The sequence below is a fragment of the Aquimarina gracilis genome, from assembly GCF_035285365.1.
In the GTDB taxonomy this organism is placed as follows: Bacteria; Bacteroidota; Bacteroidia; order Flavobacteriales; family Flavobacteriaceae; genus Aquimarina; species Aquimarina gracilis.
On the sequence record NZ_JAYKLX010000009.1, the window covers coordinates 225420 to 247480 of the forward strand.

The window sequence follows — 22061 nt, forward strand, 5'->3', positions numbered from 1 at the left end:
CTTTAAAATCAAAATTTTTTATTTAAAAGCCTTACAGAAAGTATTAGGGATATGAAATTTCCGAGGTTTTATATCCAAAGTGAGGTGCTTAACCTACTTTTTCTTATCAGGATCTAAAAGAATTGCATAGACTTCGATACCAAAACCTATTAGAACGATCATGGGTGCAAGTCGTATTCTTCTGAAATTATAAATTTCAGGATTAAAAACATTAGGATCATCACTGCCTCCACCTGCCATAAGAATAAAACCTAGTGCAATTACTGCGATACCGATAGCCATTACGATATAATTTTTCTTACCAAATACATAATCTGGTTTGAAAGGTGTATTTTTATTTTGTTGTTTGCTCATGAATATCGTTGTTTATCTCGTTAAACAGAACCTTATCTTCAATCATTAATTTAGAAACATGCCCCATGTTTCCATCTCGGGTAAAGATAGTCCATCTTTTAATAGAATACAAAGTTGTTTTTTTATTCAAGATTTCTCTTTGTAATTCTTCTACGGTTAAATTAAATTCTAGCCCTCTATTTATGTAATAATAATGATCGTCATTTTCTAATGTAATAGCAATATCAAAACCTGGAGCTTCTTTTATATCGACAACAATACCTTCAATTTTCATTACATCAGTAGGTTGTACATTTCGGACTGGTTTAAAAGTTTGTATGACTACTGTAAGAAATGCAAAAAAAAGAATAGAAGCGCATATAAGCCATATTTTACCTGCTTTCCCCATTTTTATACCGTTAATTTATTTTTTTGAATACCGTAGATCAAAAAAGCTATTCCGCAAAGAACAAAAGGAATACTGAGCCATTGCCCCATATTTAATGTCATTGTATCTTCAAATGCAACTTGATTTTCTTTAAAGAATTCTATGATAAATCGAGCAGTGAATACGATGGATAAAACAATTCCAAAAAGAGCACCTTTATAGTTTTTAAAATTTGTCTTTTTGTAGAGATACCATACTAAAGCAAAGATCAATAAATAAGAAAAAGCTTCATATAACTGTGTTGGGTGTCTAGGGATCAAATCGTCTCTCATAAAAACAACACCATAACTCCCATCTGTAGGTTTTCCGTAGATTTCAGAATTCATAAAATTCCCTAAACGAATAAAAGCACCTGTAACTGGAGCGACCATTGCTATTCTATCAAAAATCCAAAGAAGAGGTGTTTTGTTTTTAACCGAAAATAGAATGACTGCTAATATGGCTCCTATGCTTCCTCCATGACTTGCCAATCCTGTAAACCCTGTGAAACTCCATTTTCCATCAATGATTTGAAAAGGTAAAAACATTTCTAAGGGGTGTTTTGAGAAGTAATCAAAATCATAAAATAAGCAATGACCAAGTCGCATCCCTACAAAAATGCCTACAAAAAGATAAGTAGATAGCTTTTCAAGATCTTTTAAAGGAACCGACTCAGATTTAAAGACATGTTTTACAATGTTATATGATAAAATAATGCCACTTAAAAAGAGGAGGCCGTAATATTTTAAAGGAAAAATACCGAATAGTTTAATGATTTCGGGATCAACATTCCATTCCAAAGGTCCCATAATTAGTAATATAATTCGTCTGTTCTAAGGTTAAGAAATCTTTGCGTGGCAAAAAAGGTGCTGATCCAGGTGATGAGAACACCAATACCAAAAACACCTACAAATAATATTACTAATAATAAGGTGTCTTCCAATAAGGCTAGTTCTGGAAAAGTTTTATTAAGATAATACAGAACTACACCAACACCAATTAGTGCAACGATGGCACCAATCATTCCCAGTCGAACACTTTTCCATACGAAAGGTTTGCGTATAAATTTTTTGGTAGCGCCCACCATTTGCATTGTCTTTATAATAAAACGTTTCGAATATACAGACAGGCGAATGGAACTATTGATAAGTAATACCGCTATAAAAGTAAAAATCGCACTAATAAGTAATACCCAAAAACTTATTTTTTTGATATTGTCATTAAGTAATGAAATCAAAGGCTTATCATAAATCACTTCGTCTACAAAGTTCTTTCTAGTGATAGATGCTGAAATATCTTCAATTTTTGCGGGGTCGACAAAATCTGCCTTCAAGTATACATCAATCGAATTTTGTAATGGATTATACCCCAAGAATTCCATAAAGTTTTCTCCTATATCCTTGCTATGTTCCTCTGCAGCTTCGTCTTTTGAAATAAAAGTAGTAGACTTGGTGTATTCTGCCAGTGCCAATGTTTTTTCTAATTGTTTTATTTCAACCTCTTTGGCAGAGTCCTTAAGGTAGATTGTTAGAGCGATTTTTTCTTTAAAATGATCGGCAACTTTTTTGGTGTTTAATACCAAAAGCCCCAGCAAGCCCAGTAAAAATAATACCAACGAAATACTAATTACTACAGAAAAATAAGAAGAAATTAGTCGGCGTTTTTGATATTTTTCAAAAGATGAGCTCATATATAATTCAATTTTTGGTAAAAATAATAAAGTTCATGAGACTTTTTCTTCTAAAATGAAACACATTAAGAAGAAATTAGTCGAATTAATCCCACTAAAGAGAGGGAACTTTTCAATCTGTTTTGTGTTTTCGTTAACTTTGGTTTGTACAGGAATAACGTATACTTAAAAACAATCTTATTTATCAAAGAATTTTAATATGCACATAGTCATCATAGGAGTAGGAGGTGTAGGAGGATATTTTGGAGGAAAAATAGCTAACTCAGGACAAAAAGTTACCTTGATTGCAAGAGGAAAACATCTTGAAGCCATACAGAAAAACGGATTACAAGTTAAAAGTATTAACGGAGATTTTGTTGCGAAGCCTTACATGACAACTGATAATATAGATGAAGTAGAAAAAGCCGATTTGATATTGATTTGCACAAAATCCTGGCAGGTTGCAGAAGCTGCAAATAAAATTATCCCAATTCTTAAAGAAGATACTATTGTTATTCCTTTGCAAAATGGAGCAGATAATGTGGAAAAAATACAGTCGATAATAGATCCAAAACATGTTGTTGGTGGATTATGTAAAATTTATAGTAAAATTGAAGCCCCTGGGATTATCTCTCATTTTGGGTATGATCCTGAAGTAGTTTTTGGTGAGGTAAATAAAGAACAAACGAGTAGGGTGCATCTTATTAAAAAAATGTTTAATTATGCAGGCTTTCGTAATACAATTTCTAAAGATATTACCGCCGATATATGGAAAAAATTTATGTTTATTGCTACTGTTAGTGGTCTGGGAGCCTTAACTAGAGCAACTCTAGGAGAAATGTATCGCCATGGACTCGTTGAAATATTAGAAGAAACGGCTCAAGAAATTTATACTATAGCTATTGCTAAAAATGTAAACCTCCCTAAAAATAGTGTTGGAAACACTATTAAATTTATCTCCAAACAGCCGCATGATTCAACAGCGTCTACACAAAGAGATATTATTGAAGGAAGACCTTCAGAATTAGATAACTTCAATGGGTTTATTGTAAAAGAAGGTCAAAAATTGGGGATACCTACTCCAGTAAATAAGTTTATTTACAGTTGTTTACAGCCTATGGAGGCTAAGGCAAGATTAACCAAAAACTAAAACAAAAAAACATAGTAAACTACCTCAGTGCAAGCCTACGAGGTATTAGATTTAAAGATTGTTTTGATTTTGAGGTAAGCCCAGGAGTATTTAAATCTCGATTATCGAGTAAACTCACATAAAATCGTAAATTTGCAATCTTAATTTTAGATTGATGAGCTACGATTTTAGAGATATTGAGGCCAAGTGGCAAAAATATTGGGCAGACAACGCAACATTTACTGCAGAGAATAACAGTATTAAACCAAAATATTATGTGTTGGATATGTTTCCATATCCATCGGGTGCAGGACTACACGTTGGACATCCTCTAGGATACATTGCCAGTGATATTTATGCAAGATATAAGCGCCATAAAGGGTTTAATGTGTTGCACCCACAAGGATATGATTCTTTCGGATTACCAGCAGAACAATATGCTATACAAACGGGTCAGCATCCGGCTATTACCACAAAAGACAACATCGCTAGATATCGTGAGCAGTTAGATAAAATCGGATTTTCTTTTGACTGGAGTCGCGAAGTGCGCACCAGTGATCCAAAATTTTATAAATGGACACAATGGATTTTTATTCAGCTTTTCAATTCATGGTATGATAATAATGAAGATAGAGCCAGAAAAATAGAAGATCTTGAAACCATTTTCTCTGCTGAAGGAAATACCAATGTAAATGTAGTTTGTGATGAAGATGTAACTGAATTTACAGCAGAAGAATGGAACAATTTCTCATCAAAAGAAAAGCAAGAAGTATTGTTAAAATATAGATTGACCTATTTGGCAGAGACCGAAGTGAACTGGTGTCCACAATTAGGAACTGTTTTGGCCAATGATGAAATTGTAAATGGAGTTTCAGAGCGTGGGGGGTATCCTGTAGTACGTAAAAAGATGACGCAATGGAGCATGCGCATCTCTGCCTATGCACAACGTTTGTTAGATGGTTTGGATACCATTGATTGGCCACAACCGCTAAAAGATTCTCAAACCAACTGGATAGGTCGATCTGAAGGAGCAAGTGTTACTTTCAATGTTAAGGATCATGACGCAACGATAGAAGTATTTACAACAAGACCCGATACAATTTTTGGAGTTAGTTTTATGACATTGGCCCCAGAACATGAGCTGGTACAAAAGATAATTACCAAAGCACAAAAAGCAGAGGTAGAAGCCTATATCGAAGCTACGGCAAAACGTAGTGAGCGTGAACGTATGGCTGATGTAAAAAACATTAGCGGTGTATTTACAGGAGCTTATGCAGAGCATCCTTTCACCAAAGAACCCGTGCCAATCTGGATTGGAGATTATGTGTTGGCCGGATATGGTACAGGAGCCGTAATGGCAGTGCCTTGTGGAGATCAGCGGGATTATGACTTTGCAAAGCATTTTGATATCCCAATCCCAAATATTTTTGAAGGTATTGATATTTCTGAAGAAGCCTTTGCAGACAAAGACAATACCGTTATTGCTAATTCAGACTTCTTAAATGGTCTAAACTATAAGAAAGCTACCAAAAGAGCGATTTACGAATTAGAGCAGTTGGGTCAGGGAGAAGGAAAGATCAATTACAGACTTCGTGATGCGGTATTTAGTCGTCAACGCTATTGGGGAGAACCCTTCCCGGTATATTATGTAGACGGAATGCCACAAATGATCGAAGCAAAACATTTGCCGATTGAACTACCAGAGGTCGAAAAATATTTACCAACCGAAACCGGAGAACCCCCATTAGGTCGTGCCACAGTTTGGGCTTGGGACACGGGGAGTAATACAGTAGTCGATAATGATAAAATCGATCACAAAGCCGTGTTTCCTTTAGAATTAAATACCATGCCGGGCTGGGCAGGAAGTTCGTATTACTTTAATAGGTATATGGATCCAAATAATGAGGAAGAAGTATTCTCAAAAGATGCGATTAATTATTGGAAAGAAGTTGATCTATATATAGGAGGAAGCGAACATGCTACAGGGCATCTTTTGTACGCACGTTTCTGGCAAAAATTCTTATTTGACCACGGTATTGTTCCCGTAGATGAATTTGCCAAAAAATTGATCAATCAAGGGATGATTTTGGGTACAAGTGCTATTGTATATAGAATTAGTGGCACCAATCAATATGTTTCTAAAGGATTAAAAGATCAATACGAAACAGAAGAACTACGAGTAGATGTTAGTCTTATAAATAACTCTAACGAGTTAAATCTTGAAGGATTAAGGAATTGGCAGCCTCAATATAAGGATGCAGAATTTATATTAGAAGAGAATAAATATATTGTAGGTCGTGAGGTTGAGAAAATGTCCAAAAGATGGTTTAATGTGGTTAACCCTGATGATATTTGTAATGATTACGGGGCGGACACCCTACGTTTATATGAAATGTTCCTTGGGCCATTAGAGCAGGCAAAACCCTGGAACACGGCTGGAATTACCGGAGTGCATTCGTTCCTTAAAAAATTATGGAAGTTATACCATTCCCCCCTTGAGGGGGGACAGGGGGGTGTTTTCAGCGTAAGCGAAACAGAACCCACAAAAGATAACTTAAAGACCTTGCATAAAACGATCAAAAAGGTAGAAGAAGATATCGAGAATTTCTCGTTCAATACCTCAGTAAGTACCTTTATGATTGCGGTGAATGAATTAACTGCTCAAAAATGTAATTCCAGAACGATTTTGGAGCCTTTGTTGGTTCTCATTTCACCGTATGCGCCACATATTGCCGAAGAGTTATGGCAAAAGTTAGGGAACAAAGAGTCGATCTCAACAGCGGCATTCCCTGTTTTTGAAGAAAAACACTTAGTAGAAAGCACCAAGCAGTACCCGATTTCTTTCAATGGTAAGATGCGCTTTACCCTAGAGCTGTCTTTGGATTTAAGTAAAGATGAAATCGAAGCCGCAGTAATGGCACACGAAAAAACACAACAACAATTGAATGGTCGAGAACCCAAAAAGGTGATCGTTGTACCTGGTAAGATTGTGAATGTAGTAGGGTAAGTAAGGAGTATGGAAGAAAGAACAAAGAGAAAAGATTTTCTTAGCTTATCTTTCCTCTTTGTTCTATTCTCTTTTATCTCAAAGTAAACATGATCAATCCAATAGAAATTCTGGGACTAGTGGCTGCAGTTTTAACTACAGCAGCATTTTTACCACAAGTCTATAAAACTTGGAAAACCAAATCTACCGAAAGTCTATCCTTAACAATGCTATTAACTTTTGTTCTGGGAGTGCTTTGTTGGTTGATTTACGGGTTTTTGATAGATAGTTTACCTATCATTTTGGCAAATTTTGTTACAGCCATTTCTGGGTTTATATTATTGTATTTTAAGTTTCGATATAAAAGGTGATTCAAATTTTTATGGTTTCTAATTTTTTAACAAATTCAGTAGAAACCTGATAAAATTATTAATAAGATATTTTTACCTATTATTTTTTTGTTTTATTTCAGTAAAAAATCTATTTTCGACCAAAAAATAAGAATATGATAATTGGTGTTCCCAAGGAAATCAAAAATAACGAGAACCGAGTAGGTGTTACACCTGCCGGAACGATGGAACTCGTTAGACATGGTCATACTGTTTATATTCAGCAAGGTGCTGGTGTTCAGAGTGGTTTTGCCGATGATGAGTATGTTAGTGCTGGGGGTAAAATTTTACCTACCATAGAAGACGTTTATCAGACGGCAGAGATGATTATCAAGGTAAAGGAACCCATTGAGCCTGAATATTCTTTAATTAAGAAAGATCAATTAGTATTTACATATTTTCATTTTGCATCCAGTGAACCGCTTACAAAAGCAATGATTGACAGTAGATCTGTTTGTATATCATATGAAACAGTAGAGGATCCAGATCGTAGTCTGCCGTTATTAACTCCTATGAGTGAGGTAGCTGGTCGCATGTCAATCCAACAAGGTGCAAAATATTTAGAAAAGCCATTAAAAGGACGAGGGATTCTTCTTGGCGGTGTTCCCGGTGTAGCTCCGGCCAAAGTTTTGATACTTGGTGGTGGAGTCGTAGGTACGCAAGCTGCAAAAATGGCTGCCGGAATGGGTGCCGATGTTACCATATTGGATATTAGCCCTAAAAGACTTAAATATCTTGACGATGTAATGCCGGCAAATGTAAATACCGAATATTCAAACGAATATACAATACGTAAGCATATCAAGACATCAGATCTAATCATTGGAGGAGTATTGATTCCTGGAGCGAAAGCACCAAAATTAATTACTCGAGATATGCTTAAGGATATGCGTCCTGGAACCGTATTGGTTGATGTAGCTGTAGATCAAGGAGGTTGTTTTGAGACTACAAAACCTACAACGCATCAGGACCCTGTATATATTATTGATGATGTAGTGCACTATTCTGTGGCAAATATGCCAGGAGCTGTGCCATTTACATCAACAATGGCATTAACTAATGTCACTTTGCCATATGCCGTACAATTGGCAAATAAAGGTTGGAAAGCTGCTTGTGCAGATAACGAACCGCTTAAAAAAGGATTAAATGTTATTAATGGAGATGTCGTGTACCCCGCAATATCAGAGGCTTTTAGCCTTCCGTTAAAAGATGTAAATACGTATTTAAAGTAAACTCGACTTATTGGCTAACTCAAGTTTATTTAACCAGAGACCTCGCTATTATGGCGAGGTTTTTGCTTTTTATGTTGTACATTTAACAAACATAAAAAGTATAAAGTTATGATGGGATATTATATCATTGCAGGAATTATATTTTTGGTAAGTTCATTTGTGAGCAACAGGCTTAAAAGTAAGTTTAAGAAATACTCAAACTTACATTTGCAAAACGGAATGAGTGGAGCAGAAATTGCGACCAAAATGCTGCAAGATCACGGAATAAGAGATGTACAGGTAATTTCAACCGCTGGAATGCTTACAGATCATTATAATCCACTTAAAAAAACAGTAAATCTAAGTGAAGGAGTATATAGTCAACGTAATGCGGCAGCTGCGGCAGTTGCGGCTCACGAAGTTGGACATGCAGTGCAGCATGCAACCGCATATGGTTGGTTAACAATGCGATCTAAAATTGTTCCTGCTGTTGGTGTGGCTAGCAAACTTTCAAATTTGGTAATCATGGCAGGATTGGTATTATCAGCATCAGGAATGGTGTTTGGAAATACAATTTTCCTGGTCGGAATTTTACTATTTGGAGTAACAACACTATTTGCATTTATTACGCTTCCGGTAGAGTATGACGCCAGTAACAGAGCATTGGCATGGTTAGAAAATAATCGAATGCTTACCAATCAAGAACATGCAGGAGCAAAAGACGCTCTTAAATGGGCGGCACGCACCTATGTAGTTGCAGCCTTAGGTTCGTTGGCAACATTGCTTTATTTTATTTCGATCTTTTTAGGAAGAAGAGATTAAGAATTGGCTTCGTATAGTATAATATCCCCAAGGGTTTTTAAAACCCTTGGGGATATTTTTTAAATTTTTATTTGTCTGTCAATTTGTTGATCCAATGATATAAAAGTTTCAGTTCTTGACACTCCTTCTATAGCCTGAATTTGTTTATTAAGAACATTCATTAAATGCTCATTATCTTTACATAAAACCTTAATAAAAATAGACCAGTTACCAGTGGTATAATGACATTCTATCACTTCAGGAATATCTTTAAGTTGCCTTACCGCCTTGGGATTGCTTACCGCTTTATCTAAAAACACTCCTACAAAAGCCATTGTTTTGTATCCAAGCACTTTTGGATCAATAATAAACTTAGATCCCGCTATGAGTCCAGAAGCCTCTAATTTACGAAGCCGTTGATGGATAGCAGCTCCAGATATTCCAACTTTTCTTGCGATCTCGAGGATTGGTCTACGGGCATCTTCCATCAGATTGCGTAATATCTCTTTGTCAATCCCGTCAATTTTGAATGTTGCACTTTTCATAGGAAGCAAAGTTACAAATGTTAATTAAAAACGCAGTTACTCTTTTCAATTGAAATTAAATTAAAGATAAATTTTTAATTATAAAAGAAAGATGCAGAATAGATAATTAAAATTAAAGAAAGGAGAATTGTAAAATTATTAGAATGTAAATCTAATCAAACAGCTAAGTTTGAAAGCGATCGTTGGGGAGTATGGTTTCATTACTTATGATGAAGACAGATGTTCGAAATGTTTCCAATATTTAGAATAAATAATTTTAAATTGCGAAAATTAAAATTCTTGAAATTAATTCCGGAATACTTATTATGAAGAGATATTTGGTTTGTTTTTTTCTATCAGTTTTTTTGAGCGGTTGTGCTGGATTTAAAAATCGTTACCCTTCAGAAAAAAAAGTAATTGAATGTCATACAGATTGGGGAAAAAAACATTATTTGAAGCGGATCAGAAAATTTAGGAAACGCCCTTTGAATTATGGGGATATTGTTATGCTGGGTAATAGTATTACAGAAGAAGGCAGGGATTGGAAAGCGAAATTGGGTGTTCCAAATGCGAGAAATAGAGGTGCTTCGGGAGATGTGACAGAGGGAGTATTACTAAGGTTGAAAGAAATTATCCACTTTAAGCCTAAGATGATATTTTTAATGATAGGAATCAATGACTTGTCTAATAGGTGTTCTCATAAAGCAATGTCTTCACCTGAGTATGTGGGATATAATATTTTAAAAATAACCAAAAAAATACATCGAAAAATACCAGATACAAAAATCTATTTGCAAACCATTTTACCAACTTCTCATGAGTTTATGAAGGATGATATTGATGCGGTCAATTCAATAATAAAATCGAATGAAAAAAATGGAACATATGAGGTCATTGATTTAAATGCTGTATTTTTGGACGAAGAAGGATTGTTAAGAAGTGATTTGACATATGATGGAATTCATCTCAACGTAAAAGGTTATGAAACTTGGGTAGATGTTATAAAGCCTTTTCTTGATATAGAATAATTTGTTATGGGCCATTAAATAAACTGAGATTACCTTCTTAAAAACCTGAAAAAATACAATAGAGATGTCTATTTTATTTTCAATATAAGAGCTATTTGTGTCTAGAGGAGTAACAAAAATAAAAGTATTAGATGGGTTAAGAGGATATGCAGCACTGATGATAGTTTTAGCACATATCCCGCAAATTTCAGATACTTCAATTGGCTATTTATTTAAGCAAGCTATTTTGGCCTCTAAAATGGGCTATTTAGGGGTAGATATTTTCTTCGTTTTGAGTGGATTTCTTATCACTCGTATTTTGATTATGGAAAAAAAGGAAAATATTTTTTCTCTCAAAATATTCTACATTAAACGTGCATTACGAATTTTTCCTATATATTATTTGGCAATTATTGTATGCGGATTTTTGTTTTCCTGGGAAGGACTTGGGTATGTTTCTGTGTATTTGTCAAACTACTACTTTTCGTTTACTTCAGACCCTAATCCCTTAAGGCACACATGGTCCTTGGCAGTAGAAGAACATTACTATCTGCTTTGGCCGATTATGTTATATAGTTTTAGATTAGAACGGGTAAGAAAGATAATTCAATTTGTTGTCCCAATTCTTGTAGTCGCAAGTCTTGTCATCACTTATGTGATCTTTGATAATACAATAGCCGATAATTTAGTATATCGAGGAACACAATTTAGGATGCTTTCCTTATCGATAGGTTCTGTTTTTGCATTTTATGAACCACAAATAAGAGGATTAAGTAAATCACTGAAAATAAAACTGTGTATAGGATTTGTTTTTATTTATATTTTATCAATTTTGGTTCATAAAACAATTATTATTGATGCTTTCCCAAAAGCAGCAATTCTTTTGGTATTGTTTTCTATTTGTTCATCCTTATTCTTTATGCTGATATTGTTACAAGAAGGAAGAAAAAATTTAATTAATTACTTGTTTACCAATAAAGTGGTTGGATTTGTGGGTAGGATAAGTTATGGGGTATATTTATATCATTATATTGTTTTTTACTTTTTTGGAATTACAGACTTACAACTAAACGATACTTCTATTCCTGTTTCTGGAATTGTTTTACCTGTTTTTTTCGTTTTCTTAATATCCACATCGTCCTATTATATATTTGAGAGACCGCTATTGCGTTATAAATCGAAGTTAATGCGATATAGGACAGATCAAGCAAGTATTTCTTGAATTTGTAATTGCGATGATTAGGGCGGAGAAAACACTTGTGTTTGCCAAAGAAATCCTAATTATCCTTTTACGCCATCGGGATTATAGCCCATATAGTCGCATTCTTGTTCATGAAATACAATGCCGTATTCTTCAAGCTCCTTAAGAATCGGTTCATAAATTTCTTTGTGAATAGGAATCTGAACACCAGTGGAAGTAATTTGTTTATTTAATATTCGCAATGTAGCCATAGCAACGGGTAATCCAACAGTTCTGGCCATAGCTGTATAAGTTTGATCTTCTCCAATACTTACCATAGTGGCATCAATTTGTTTACGTTCCCCATTAAGTTCGTATCCAAATTTATGATACATAACAATCATATCTTTATCTCCCTTATCCAGGGTCCATTTATCCATTAAGATTTTTTGGAGAATTTGAGCTGGAGTAGCATTTGGGATACCTACTTTTTTATCGGAATTAAAAAGATCCAGTTCAAGCAGTTTATCCCACATGATATCATCCTGATCAATTTTCAGATAATGCCTTAATTTTAGTTCTACCGAATCTGATGGTGAATAAGCCAAAAACGAATTTGTGAAATCCCGATAACTCATATTCTCAGAATTCGTGATAGTATAATCGTCTGCAGTCATTCCTAATTGGACAAAGGTGTTCCATGCTCTAGAGAAGCCAACCCTGCGTATTGTTCCACGATAAAGGGTTAAGATATTATCTAATCCATAAATACTTTGATATTTTAAGGAGTTTCGGTTGGCATAGGCTTCAAAGCGCCCATAGCCTTCAACCTCTAGAAACTCGGTCCTTCTGAATAGTTTATGATAGGGAATGTATTTATAAGTTCCTTCCTGAAGAAATTCTGCTGCACCACCTTGTCCCGCAATCACTACATTTCTGGGATTCCAGGTAAATTTATAGTTCCATAGGTTGGTGTCACTTTCAGGAGCAACCAAACCACCTGTAAAAGATTCAAATAAAATAATTTTACCACCCTGATTTCTAATGCGATCTATTACCTGCATTGCACTCATATGATCAATGCCAGGGTCAACACCTATTTCATTCATAAACACCAGCCCTTTTTCTTGAACCTGTTTGTCTAGTTGTTGCATTTTGGGGCTCACATAAGAAGCGGTAACCATGCATTTACCAAATAACAAGCAATCTTTGGCTACTTCTATATGAAATCGAGCTGGAAGCATAGAAACCACTATGTCGGCTTCTTGAATAGCTTTCTCTCTAGAGTTTTTGTCAAATACATCAAGAAGAATAGCTTTGGTATTTGGGTGGTTATTGGCAAGATGGTTTGCATTTTCAATTGAAATATCGCCAATCGTTATATGAAGTTTTTCAGAAATAGATTTGTCCTGAAAATATTTAATTAAAACGGCTGTAGACTTACCTGCACCAATAACCAGAATCTTTCGCATACCTGCTTATATTTTGATAACTTTGATACGAAAGTAGTAAATACTATAAGAAATAGAGCTTTGATTCTATAGGATTAATTCCTTTTAAGCGGAAAAAGTGTCTAATAGTTACAATGTGGCTTTTTATAAAATCAAATATGAATAAAATTAAAGAAAATAAAACAATCTTGATTACTGGTGCTGTTTTGGGATTGTTGGCTGTGCTTTTTGGTGCTTTTGGTGCTCATGGTTTAGAGAAGTTGGTCGATGTCAAAAGTGTTACCTCTTTTGAGACGGGAGTGCGATATCAAATGTATCACGCAATCGTTTGCATTATTCTGGGAAACATGACGGTTTTGAATTCTACTTTTAAGAAGCGTATATTTTATTTTTTCTTGGGGGGAATAACCCTTTTTTCGGGGTCAATATACCTTTTGGCGATAGATGAAGTATTGGGAATTTCTTTATCAAGCCTTGGTTTTATTACACCTTTGGGAGGTTTTTTGTTAATTTTTGGGTGGATTCTCTTTATTATTGCACTTACCAAGATTAAGTAGGTATTTTGGCTGATAGTGTAATTATTATTTATAATTTTGCACGTACATAACAAACATGATATATTTTTATGGAACCACTGTATCCAATTACGAAAACGTTTTCGTTAAAGCATTACGGTATTAATGATGCTACAATGCGTTACCAATTATCTCCTAAGGAATTACAGGAAGAAGCATTGCAAAAAGGTCAAGGGCAACTTACAAATTCTGGAACACTCGCTGTTAATACTGGTGAGTTTACAGGTCGTTCTCCTATGGATCGATTTATCGTAAAAGACCATATCACTAAAGACAAAATTTGGTGGGGTGATATTAATATCCCTTTTGAACCTGCGGCATTCGATGCATTGTACGACAAAGTAACAGACTATCTTTCTGGAAAGGAAGTTTTTGTACGTGACAGTTATGCATGTGCAGATCCCGAGTACAGATTAAATATACGAGTAATTAACGAGTATCCATGGTCGAACATGTTTGCATACAATATGTTTTTAAGACCAACCAATGAAGAACTTAAGGATTTTGATCCAGAGTGGGTTGTGATCAATGCACCTGGGTTTATGGCAGATCCTAAAGTTGATGGTACCAGACAGCATAATTTTGCTATTCTGAACTTTGATAGAAAAGTTGCACTTATTGGTGGCACAGGGTATACAGGAGAAATCAAGAAAGGGATTTTTTCTGCATTGAATTTCATTCTGCCTGTTCAGCGTGATTGTTTTCCAATGCACTGTTCTGCTAATATAGGAGAAGAAGGAGATACGGCGATTTTCTTTGGACTTTCGGGTACCGGTAAAACAACGTTGTCTACAGATCCAAAACGTAGGTTGATTGGCGACGACGAACATGGTTGGACCAAAGAAAATACAATCTTCAATTTTGAAGGAGGTTGTTATGCAAAAGTGATTGATCTATCTGCAGAAAAAGAACCAGAAATTTATGGAGCTATCAAAGAAGGAGCAATTCTGGAAAATGTGATTATTAAAGATGGAGAAGTAGATTATGCTGATACGTCTATTACACAAAATACACGAGTAAGCTATCCTATTTATCACATCGAGAATATTCAAACACCTTCCATTGGTGAAAATCCAAAGAATATATTCTTTCTTACTGCTGATGCCTTTGGAGTAATGCCTCCAATATCAAAACTTACGCCTAGTCAAGCCGCATATCACTTTATTTCTGGATATACGGCAAAAGTAGCTGGTACCGAAGCTGGGGTCGTAGAGCCTCAACCTTCGTTCTCGGCTTGTTTTGGAGCACCATTTATGCCATTACATCCTGCCGAATATGCAGAGATGCTTATTAAGAAAATGAAAGATACCGGTGTGAATGTATGGCTAGTAAATACTGGATGGACTGGTGGTCCCTATGGTGTTGGGAGCAGAATCAAACTGAAATATACTCGTGCAATGATCCAGGCAGTATTAAATGGTGATTTAGGATTGTATTCTTATGATGATTATCATATTCACTCTGTATTTGGAGTAGCACAGCCAAGAACATGTCCAGGAGTTCCCGATAGTGTATTGAGTCCTAGAGCCACTTGGAATGATGATGAAGCATACTATAAAACTGCTTTTAAGTTAACAAATGCATTTAGAGAGAATTTCAAGAAATTCGAATCTTATGCCAATGAAGAAATAAGACGAGGAGGCCCTCAGCGATATGGTTTTTAAGGAAATTATATCTTCATAAAACAAAAAGGTCTAAACAAAACGTTTAGACCTTTTTTATTTTTGTAACAGTCTTCTTTTTCTTTTTTAAGTATTGATTAGAAAACTTTATTTCTTGTTTACTTCTTTGATATACTTTTGAAGTGCCATTGTCATCGATGGTGTCTCAGGTGTAGGAGCCTGTATATTAACCACTAGATTATGCTCTTCAGCAGCTTTAACGGTCGAATTTCCGAAAACAGCAATTCTTGTATCGTTTTGCTTAAAATCTGGAAAGTTCTCAAATAATGATTGTATTCCAGAAGGACTAAAGAAAACCAGGATGTCATAAAAAACATCTCTCAGATTCGATAGATCACTCACTACAGTTTTGTAAAACACTCCCTGTTTCCATTCAACTTTAAGGTTGTTTAAGGTGTCTGGAATTAAAGGTTTTAACTTGTCTGAAGAAGGTAGTAAGAACTTTTCGTTTTTGTATTTCTTAATTAATGGTGCAAGCTCTTGAAAAGTACGTTTGCCAACATAGATTTTTCTTTTTCGGTATACTACATACTTCTGCAGATAATACGCTACGGCCTCACTTTGACAGAAATATTTAAGTGTATCCGGAACTTTATAACGCATTTCTTCTGCAATTCTGAAGAAATGATCTACAGAGTTACGGCTTGTAAGAATAATAGCAGTGTATTGTGATAAATCCACTTTTTGTAACCTTACTTCCTTTGCGTCAACGCCTTCTACATGAATGAAGGGGATAAAGTCAATTTTTACTTTTTCCTTTTCTTCTAAATCAAAATAAGGTGAATTTTCCACTTTAGGCTCTGGTTGTGAGACCAAAATTGTTTTCACTTTCATATATATTCTTTTTGTAACGGTCCTACTAATTACTTAATAAGCTTATACAGTATAAAATAGGGTGCGATTTCAAGTGCGCAAAGATACAAAATAAAATAAAATAAGTGGTTTAAAATGACATTTTCATTTTTTCGGTAAAAAGAGATAAGTACTATTAGGTTTAAAATCAGCAGTAAAGCAAATAAGACAATAAATATGATTTTTGTAGGTTGTAGCGCATATACAAATACAATATTAATGGGTAATAATATAACTCCCATAAAATTACGATAAGATATTTTGTAAAATAAATACTCATCAATAATATCATCAATAGAAAAAATAGTGGCAACGATTTTTTCTACTAATAATTTAAACATAATAGTCACACCATAAACTATTGTGATTTTAAAAAACAAAGTAATCTCAAAGGAAGCTAATTCTAGTTCAAAAACATGTAAGCATAGAAATATAAAAAGAGAAGCAGAAGCAATTTGTAAAATCAATAATACCGCATTAAAAGGCGAAGAGAGTTTATTGGGTTTTTGATATGATATTATGTACTTATTATTGTTAAATAACATCATAAAATCAGAAAACCTTAGGCTATTCAGTCCTTTTGCTGTTACTAGTAATCCAAGACTTATTAAAAATAGAATGGTAAGCCAGTTTGTTGATAGTATTTCTCTTGTAATAATTTCCATACTCAATAGTGGCGATAAAATTACGATCAATTAACTCATAAAAACAAAAAAATCGCTATGATTATTTAGTTATATTTGCTTGAAAAATAACATCGATGGCAGAAGCCTTAGTCATTATTCCAACTTATAATGAAATTGAAAATGTAGAGCGCATCATTAGAAATGTATTTTCGCTTCAGCGTGATTTTCATATACTTATCGTTGATGATAACTCTCCTGATGGTACGGGAACTAAGGTTAAAGAGCTACAATTAGAATATCCCGAAGGCCTTTTTTTATTGGAGCGGGAAGGTAAATTGGGATTGGGAACGGCTTATATAGCAGGGTTTAAATGGGCTTTAGAACGGTCTTATGCCTATATTTTTGAGATGGATGCCGATTTTTCTCATAATCCCAATGATTTGATAAGATTGTACAACGCCTGTTCAAAAGGGACTTCACAGGTTGCTATAGGTTCAAGATATGTTACCGGGGTAAATGTTGTAAACTGGCCTATGGGGAGGGTTTTGCTATCTTGGTTAGCTTCAAAATACGTGAGATTTATAACAGGAATGGATATTCATGACACAACGGCCGGATTTATCTGTTATAAAAGAGAGGTTCTTGAAAAGATAAATCTCGATAAAATTAGATTTGTAGGATATGCATTTCAGATTGAAATGAAATTTAAAGCGTATTTATTAAAATTTAAGATTAAAGAAATTCCGGTGGTCTTTACAGATAGAACTAAGGGTAACTCAAAAATGAGTAAAGGAATAATCTCTGAAGCCGTTTTTGGAGTAATAACAATGAAACTTAAAAGCTTGTTTAAGCGTTACGAAATATGATTATGAATACTGTGCTAATAAAAAACGCAAATATCGTTAATGAAGGAACGATTTTTAATGGAGATGTTTACATCGAAAATGGTATTTTTAAAGAAATAGCGTCACAAATAACTGTCAAGTCTCCAAATGTTCAGATTATTGATGCCAAAGGTAAATATTTGTTGCCGGGAGTAATTGATGATCAGGTACACTTTAGGGAACCAGGTTTAACGCATAAAGCTACTATAGAAACAGAGTCCAGAGCAGCCGTCGCAGGAGGAATTACCTCTTTTATTGAGATGCCAAATACGGTTCCGCAGACAACAACAATAGAAAAGCTTGAGGATAAATTCGAGATTGCATCAAAAACAAGTTATGCCAACTATTCTTTTATGTTTGGTGGTACCAATGATAATCTTGATGAAATTTTAAAGGTTGACCCCAGGAAGGTAGCTGGACTTAAGTTATTCTTAGGATCTTCAACCGGAAATATGCTTGTAGATAATCCCGAAGTACTAGAAAAAATATTTTCTTCTACAGACTTGGTGATTTCGGTGCATTGTGAAGATGAGCAAACTATAAGAGATAATACAGCTAAATATAAAGCTAAGTATGGAGATGATATCCCGATAGAAATGCATCCTGTGATTCGAAGTGAAGAAGCATGTTATATTTCTTCGTCAAACGCTGTGGCACTTGCCAAGAAAACCGGTGCTAGACTTCATGTTTTTCATCTTTCTACAGCAAAAGAACTAGAACTGTTTAGCAATGATATTCCTTTAAAAGATAAAAAAATAACCGCCGAGGTTTGTATTCACCACTTATGGTTTTCAGATGCTGATTATAAAGAAAAAGGTACTTTAATCAAATGGAATCCAGCCGTAAAGACAGCCAAAGATAGGTCGGCTTTGTTTGAAGCGTTATTGGATGATCGATTGGATGTTATAGCAACAGATCACGCTCCTCATACAACCGAAGAAAAAGAAAATGTGTATACCAAAGCACCTTCTGGTGGTCCACTTGTGCAACATGCACTTCCTGCAATGCTCGAGTTTTATCATAAGGATAAAATTAGTTTGGAGAAAATCGTTGAAAAAATGTGTCACAATCCGGCAATTTTGTTTCAAGTAGAAAAAAGAGGCTATATTAAAGAAGGGTATCATGCCGATGCAGTTTTGGTGGATCTTAATGCACCGTGGACAGTAGACAAGGATAATGTTGCATACAAATGTGGTTGGTCTCCTTTTGAAGGAACCACGTTTACGTCAAGAATCACCCATACTCTTATTAATGGAAGTTTGGTTTACGAAGATTTTAAATTCTATGATGTTAAAAACGGACAACGATTAACTTTTGACAGATGATAAAAAAAAATATCTATTTCGTTATTGTTCTAATCGTCTTTTCTTGTCAGAGTATCGAAAAACCAGAAAAGCCCGAGGTATTTATCGAAGAGGATAAAATGGTAGAAATCTTAACGGATATGGCATTTATTAAGGCGACAAAAACCTCTTATAGGAAAGTGCTGGAAACCAAAAAAATAAACCCCGAGAATTATATTTTAAATAAGCATGATATAGATAGTGCCGTATTCTCACAAAACAATATTTGGTACACTAGTCAATTAGAGAAATATGAAGAAATTTTCAAACGTGTAAAGGCGAATTTAGAGACTTCCAAAAACAAATACGAGAAACTTAAAATAAAAGAGGACTCAATAAAAAAAGTCAAGGACTCTATTAAAAAAGCAAAGGATACTTTAAATTCTAAGAAAGAGAAAGTGTCTAATATAGAAAAAGGGATTAATGAAGAAATAGAAAAGGCAAAAGCCAAACGGTTTAAAAATTCTTCAGAAAACGAGTAGCCGTTTCGTTAATAGCAATATCAACTGGAGAGAATGTATAATTAAGCTCTTCTTTTACTTTATCATTTTTATAAAACGAATTTGATAAAGCGCTACGAATCGAAGATTTAAATATAGATCGTTTTGTTCTAAACAAGAAGTGACTTACCAATTGAAGATAATAAGCAACATACAATAAAAAAGACGTTGCTTCTTTTGTTGGAGCAGGTTTATTTAAGGCTAAAGCAATTTTTGTAAAAGCATCTTTATAGCTTAAGTTTTCTGCAACTACAATATATCGTTGGTTTTGGTGATTCCCAGTCATAAGTTGATGCATGATATTTATGACATCGGTTACAGCTACATAGCCTGTGGTACCCGTAGTGTAATATTTCATGCCGGCATGTATCTTCTTAAACATAAAACCACTGCCACCATTAAAATATCCCGGTCCAATAATAATTCCAGGATTTACAATGACTACTTTTAGATTTTCTTGGGTTCCACGCCAAACTTCCATTTCTGCACCATACTTTGTAATAGCATAAACAGATTTTTGGGTTTCAGGATTCCATTCTGCAGTTTCGTCAATAAAAGATACGGCTGGATCTTCTTCCAAAGTTGCGATGGAGCTTACATAACATAACTTTTTGACATGATGAACTAAACAAAGATTGACAATATTTGCGGTTCCTTCAATATTAACCTTTCGAAGGTTTTTGTAATGTTTTGCATTAAAGGTGATCCAGGCAGCACAGTGATATACATGAGTTACTCCTTCAAAAGCATCTGTAAGAGAAGGAATATCTGTAATATCTCCTTTTACCCAATCTATAGTATCAAAAACTGTTTGGTCCTTTTTTGCGAAGTAATAAGAAAATACTTCTCGGGCATGTTCTTTTTTAGTTTCAGACCGATATAGGGCACGAATTGGCTGTTTTTCCTGAACTAGCTTTACTAATAAGTGAGTTCCTACTAAACCTGTTGCTCCTGTAACTAATATCATGATTTATGTAATGCGTTACTAAAGTAAGTATATTTTGGATTTCTGAAGTATTCATAGCTCAATATTATTCAGATTTTTATCTTTGTCGCTTCTAAAGGAAATCGATAAAAATGACCAAGAATTTTATAGAAGAGTTAGGTTGGAGAGGCATGTTACACGATGCAATGCCAGGAACAGAAGAATACTTAATGGAGCAAATGAGATCGGCTTATGTGGGATTTGATCCTACGGCAGATTCATTACACATTGGTAACCTTGTGCCTATTATGCTATTGGCTCATTATCAAAGAGCAGGACACAAACCTTTTGCTTTGGTGGGTGGTGCGACTGGTATGATTGGGGATCCATCTGGAAAGTCGGCAGAGCGTAACCTTCTTGATGAAAAGACATTACGCCACAATCAAGAAGCTATAAAGGAACAATTATCAAGATTTTTAGATTTTGAAAGCAATGCTCCCAATGCTGCCGTTTTGGTGAATAATTATGATTGGATGAAGGAGTTTTCATTTCTTGGATTCATAAGAGATGTGGGTAAGCATATCACTGTAAACTATATGATGGCCAAAGATTCTGTAAAAAATAGAATTTCATCAGAATCATCTGAAGGGATGTCATTTACAGAATTTACATATCAACTTGTGCAGGGTTATGATTTTCTTCACTTATATCAAAACCATGACTGTACTTTACAAATGGGAGGTAGTGACCAATGGGGAAATATTACCACCGGGACCGAGTTGATAAGAAGAATAGGAGGAGGTAAGGGGTATGCACTTACATGCCCATTAATTACCAAATCTGATGGTTCAAAATTTGGTAAATCTGAAGGCGGAAATGTATGGCTAGATGCCAATAGAACTTCACCGTATAAATTTTATCAGTATTGGTTAAACACTAGTGATGAGGATGCCGAGAAATACATCAAGATTTTTACGTTCCTGAATAAAGAGGAGATTGAAAACCTGATAGCAGAGCACAAAGAGGCACCACATATGCGAATTTTACAAAAGAGATTGGCAGATGAGGTTACAGTGATTGTTCATTCTCAAGAGGATTTGGATAATGCAATTAAAGCTTCGAATATCTTATTTGGTAAATCAACTTCCGAAGATCTAAAACAACTGGATGAAGCTACCTTTTTGGATGTTTTTGATGGAGTGCCACAAGCCGAAATATCAAAAGAAGCAATTTCAAACGGATTGGATATTATTGGCGCATTGGCAGAGCATACAGGTTTTTTAAAGTCAAATGGAGAAGCAAGACGCGCTTTAAAAGAAAACTCTATTTCTGTAAATAAAGAAAAGGTAAAAGAAGGTTTTTCGATTACCAAAGATGACTTGATTAACAATCAATTTGTTCTTTTGCAACGTGGTAAGAAAAACTATTTTGTGATAAGAGTGGTTTAAGCCGTTATTTTAAACCAAAAACATTAAATCTCTTGAGATCTGAAATAAGATATTAAATCAGGAATCAAGAGATTTTTTTAATTAATAGAACAAAGTTTTTTGATTGATGAGTGCCTTCG

General features: G+C 34.7%; 22 protein-coding genes. 13 read left to right on the forward strand and 9 right to left on the reverse strand.

All coding sequences use genetic code 11. The annotated features are described in order from the left end of the window. Positions 1–93 precede the first annotated feature (93 nt). Genes U6A24_RS19240 through U6A24_RS19255 form a run of 4 tightly spaced genes read right to left on the reverse strand, consistent with a single transcriptional unit; the run spans position 94 to position 2450 of the window. Positions 94–354 (reverse strand): DUF3098 domain-containing protein, encoded by a 261-nt coding sequence (locus tag U6A24_RS19240; RefSeq protein ID WP_324181642.1) that lies wholly within the window; start codon positions 352–354, stop codon positions 94–96. Then, positions 335–742, reverse strand: a complete 408-nt coding sequence (locus U6A24_RS19245; RefSeq protein WP_324181643.1) for a hypothetical protein — start codon at positions 740–742, stop codon at positions 335–337. Before U6A24_RS19245 ends, U6A24_RS19240 begins: the two co-directional genes overlap by 20 nt. A gap of 2 nt (positions 743–744) precedes the next feature. Then, the gene (gene lgt / locus U6A24_RS19250; protein WP_324181644.1) at positions 745–1569 is read right to left on the reverse strand and encodes a prolipoprotein diacylglyceryl transferase; all 825 of its coding nucleotides are present in this window, start codon (positions 1567–1569) and stop codon (positions 745–747) included. 2 nt (positions 1570–1571) lie between these two features. Next, positions 1572–2450, reverse strand: a complete 879-nt coding sequence (locus U6A24_RS19255) for a cell division protein FtsX (RefSeq protein ID WP_324181645.1) — start codon at positions 2448–2450, stop codon at positions 1572–1574. Between the two features lie 199 nt (positions 2451–2649). Between U6A24_RS19255 and U6A24_RS19260 the strand changes: the two genes are divergently transcribed. The 5 genes from U6A24_RS19260 to U6A24_RS19280 all read left to right on the forward strand — a co-directional run bounded on the left by U6A24_RS19260 (position 2650) and on the right by U6A24_RS19280 (position 8966). Continuing rightward, positions 2650–3579, forward strand: coding sequence for a ketopantoate reductase family protein (locus U6A24_RS19260; protein WP_324181646.1), 930 nt, complete (start codon positions 2650–2652; stop codon positions 3577–3579). Positions 3580–3733: 154 nt separating this feature from the next. Next, complete coding sequence (gene leuS / locus U6A24_RS19265) at positions 3734–6565, forward strand: leucine--tRNA ligase (RefSeq protein WP_324181647.1); 2832 nt, start codon at positions 3734–3736, stop codon at positions 6563–6565. Between the two features lie 89 nt (positions 6566–6654). Next, positions 6655–6915, forward strand: coding sequence for a SemiSWEET transporter (locus tag U6A24_RS19270; protein WP_324181648.1), 261 nt, complete (start codon positions 6655–6657; stop codon positions 6913–6915). Between the two features lie 134 nt (positions 6916–7049). After that, positions 7050–8165, forward strand: a complete 1116-nt coding sequence (gene ald, locus U6A24_RS19275) for an alanine dehydrogenase (protein ID WP_324181649.1) — start codon at positions 7050–7052, stop codon at positions 8163–8165. A gap of 108 nt (positions 8166–8273) precedes the next feature. After that, positions 8274–8966, forward strand: a complete 693-nt coding sequence (locus tag U6A24_RS19280; protein ID WP_324181650.1) for a zinc metallopeptidase — start codon at positions 8274–8276, stop codon at positions 8964–8966. 59 nt (positions 8967–9025) lie between these two features. Here the strand turns inward: U6A24_RS19280 and U6A24_RS19285 are convergent, their stop codons facing one another. Continuing rightward, positions 9026–9490 carry an Lrp/AsnC ligand binding domain-containing protein gene (locus U6A24_RS19285; protein ID WP_324181651.1) on the reverse strand — a complete coding sequence of 155 codons (465 nt, stop codon included), beginning with the start codon at positions 9488–9490 and terminating at the stop codon, positions 9026–9028. A 431-nt stretch (positions 9491–9921) separates the two neighbouring features. On the opposite strand from U6A24_RS19285, the gene U6A24_RS19290 reads away from it, so the two are divergent. Both U6A24_RS19290 and U6A24_RS19295 read left to right on the forward strand, forming a co-directional pair. After that, the gene (locus U6A24_RS19290; RefSeq protein ID WP_324181652.1) at positions 9922–10497 is read left to right on the forward strand and encodes a GDSL-type esterase/lipase family protein; all 576 of its coding nucleotides are present in this window, start codon (positions 9922–9924) and stop codon (positions 10495–10497) included. Between the two features lie 97 nt (positions 10498–10594). Then, positions 10595–11698: an acyltransferase family protein gene (locus U6A24_RS19295; protein WP_324181653.1), complete on the forward strand. Its 1104-nt coding sequence runs from the start codon at positions 10595–10597 to the stop codon at positions 11696–11698. Positions 11699–11757: 59 nt separating this feature from the next. Here the strand turns inward: U6A24_RS19295 and U6A24_RS19300 are convergent, their stop codons facing one another. Next, positions 11758–13128: a saccharopine dehydrogenase family protein gene (locus U6A24_RS19300; protein ID WP_324181654.1), complete on the reverse strand. Its 1371-nt coding sequence runs from the start codon at positions 13126–13128 to the stop codon at positions 11758–11760. A gap of 137 nt (positions 13129–13265) precedes the next feature. On the opposite strand from U6A24_RS19300, the gene U6A24_RS19305 reads away from it, so the two are divergent. After that, complete coding sequence (locus tag U6A24_RS19305; protein WP_324181655.1) at positions 13266–13664, forward strand: DUF423 domain-containing protein; 399 nt, start codon at positions 13266–13268, stop codon at positions 13662–13664. A gap of 68 nt (positions 13665–13732) precedes the next feature. Next, positions 13733–15346 (forward strand): phosphoenolpyruvate carboxykinase (ATP), encoded by a 1614-nt coding sequence (gene pckA / locus U6A24_RS19310; protein WP_324181656.1) that lies wholly within the window; start codon positions 13733–13735, stop codon positions 15344–15346. A gap of 105 nt (positions 15347–15451) precedes the next feature. Here pckA and U6A24_RS19315 read toward each other — a convergent pair whose 3' ends face one another. Next, complete coding sequence (locus U6A24_RS19315; RefSeq protein ID WP_324181657.1) at positions 15452–16198, reverse strand: uroporphyrinogen-III synthase; 747 nt, start codon at positions 16196–16198, stop codon at positions 15452–15454. A 29-nt stretch (positions 16199–16227) separates the two neighbouring features. Then, a complete protein-coding gene (locus U6A24_RS19320) occupies positions 16228–16881 on the reverse strand; it encodes a DUF4271 domain-containing protein (RefSeq protein WP_324181658.1) in 654 nt (217 codons plus the stop codon). 95 nt (positions 16882–16976) lie between these two features. On the opposite strand from U6A24_RS19320, the gene U6A24_RS19325 reads away from it, so the two are divergent. From U6A24_RS19325 to U6A24_RS19335, 3 genes are read left to right on the forward strand one after another with little or no spacing between them, the layout of a single operon-like run. Further along, positions 16977–17708 (forward strand): polyprenol monophosphomannose synthase, encoded by a 732-nt coding sequence (locus tag U6A24_RS19325; RefSeq protein ID WP_324181659.1) that lies wholly within the window; start codon positions 16977–16979, stop codon positions 17706–17708. A 2-nt stretch (positions 17709–17710) separates the two neighbouring features. Beyond that, positions 17711–19051 (forward strand): dihydroorotase, encoded by a 1341-nt coding sequence (locus U6A24_RS19330; protein WP_324181660.1) that lies wholly within the window; start codon positions 17711–17713, stop codon positions 19049–19051. Further along, entirely contained in the window at positions 19048–19551 is a 504-nt protein-coding gene (locus tag U6A24_RS19335) for a DUF4296 domain-containing protein (protein WP_324181661.1), read from the forward strand. Before U6A24_RS19330 ends, U6A24_RS19335 begins: the two co-directional genes overlap by 4 nt. On the opposite strand, the gene U6A24_RS19340 is transcribed toward U6A24_RS19335, so the two are convergent. After that, positions 19526–20536, reverse strand: coding sequence for an NAD-dependent epimerase/dehydratase family protein (locus U6A24_RS19340; protein ID WP_324181662.1), 1011 nt, complete (start codon positions 20534–20536; stop codon positions 19526–19528). The genes U6A24_RS19335 and U6A24_RS19340 overlap by 26 nt on opposite strands. 110 nt (positions 20537–20646) lie before the next feature. On the opposite strand from U6A24_RS19340, the gene tyrS reads away from it, so the two are divergent. Beyond that, complete coding sequence (gene tyrS / locus U6A24_RS19345; RefSeq protein WP_324181663.1) at positions 20647–21942, forward strand: tyrosine--tRNA ligase; 1296 nt, start codon at positions 20647–20649, stop codon at positions 21940–21942. The last annotated feature ends 119 nt before the right edge of the window (positions 21943–22061 follow it).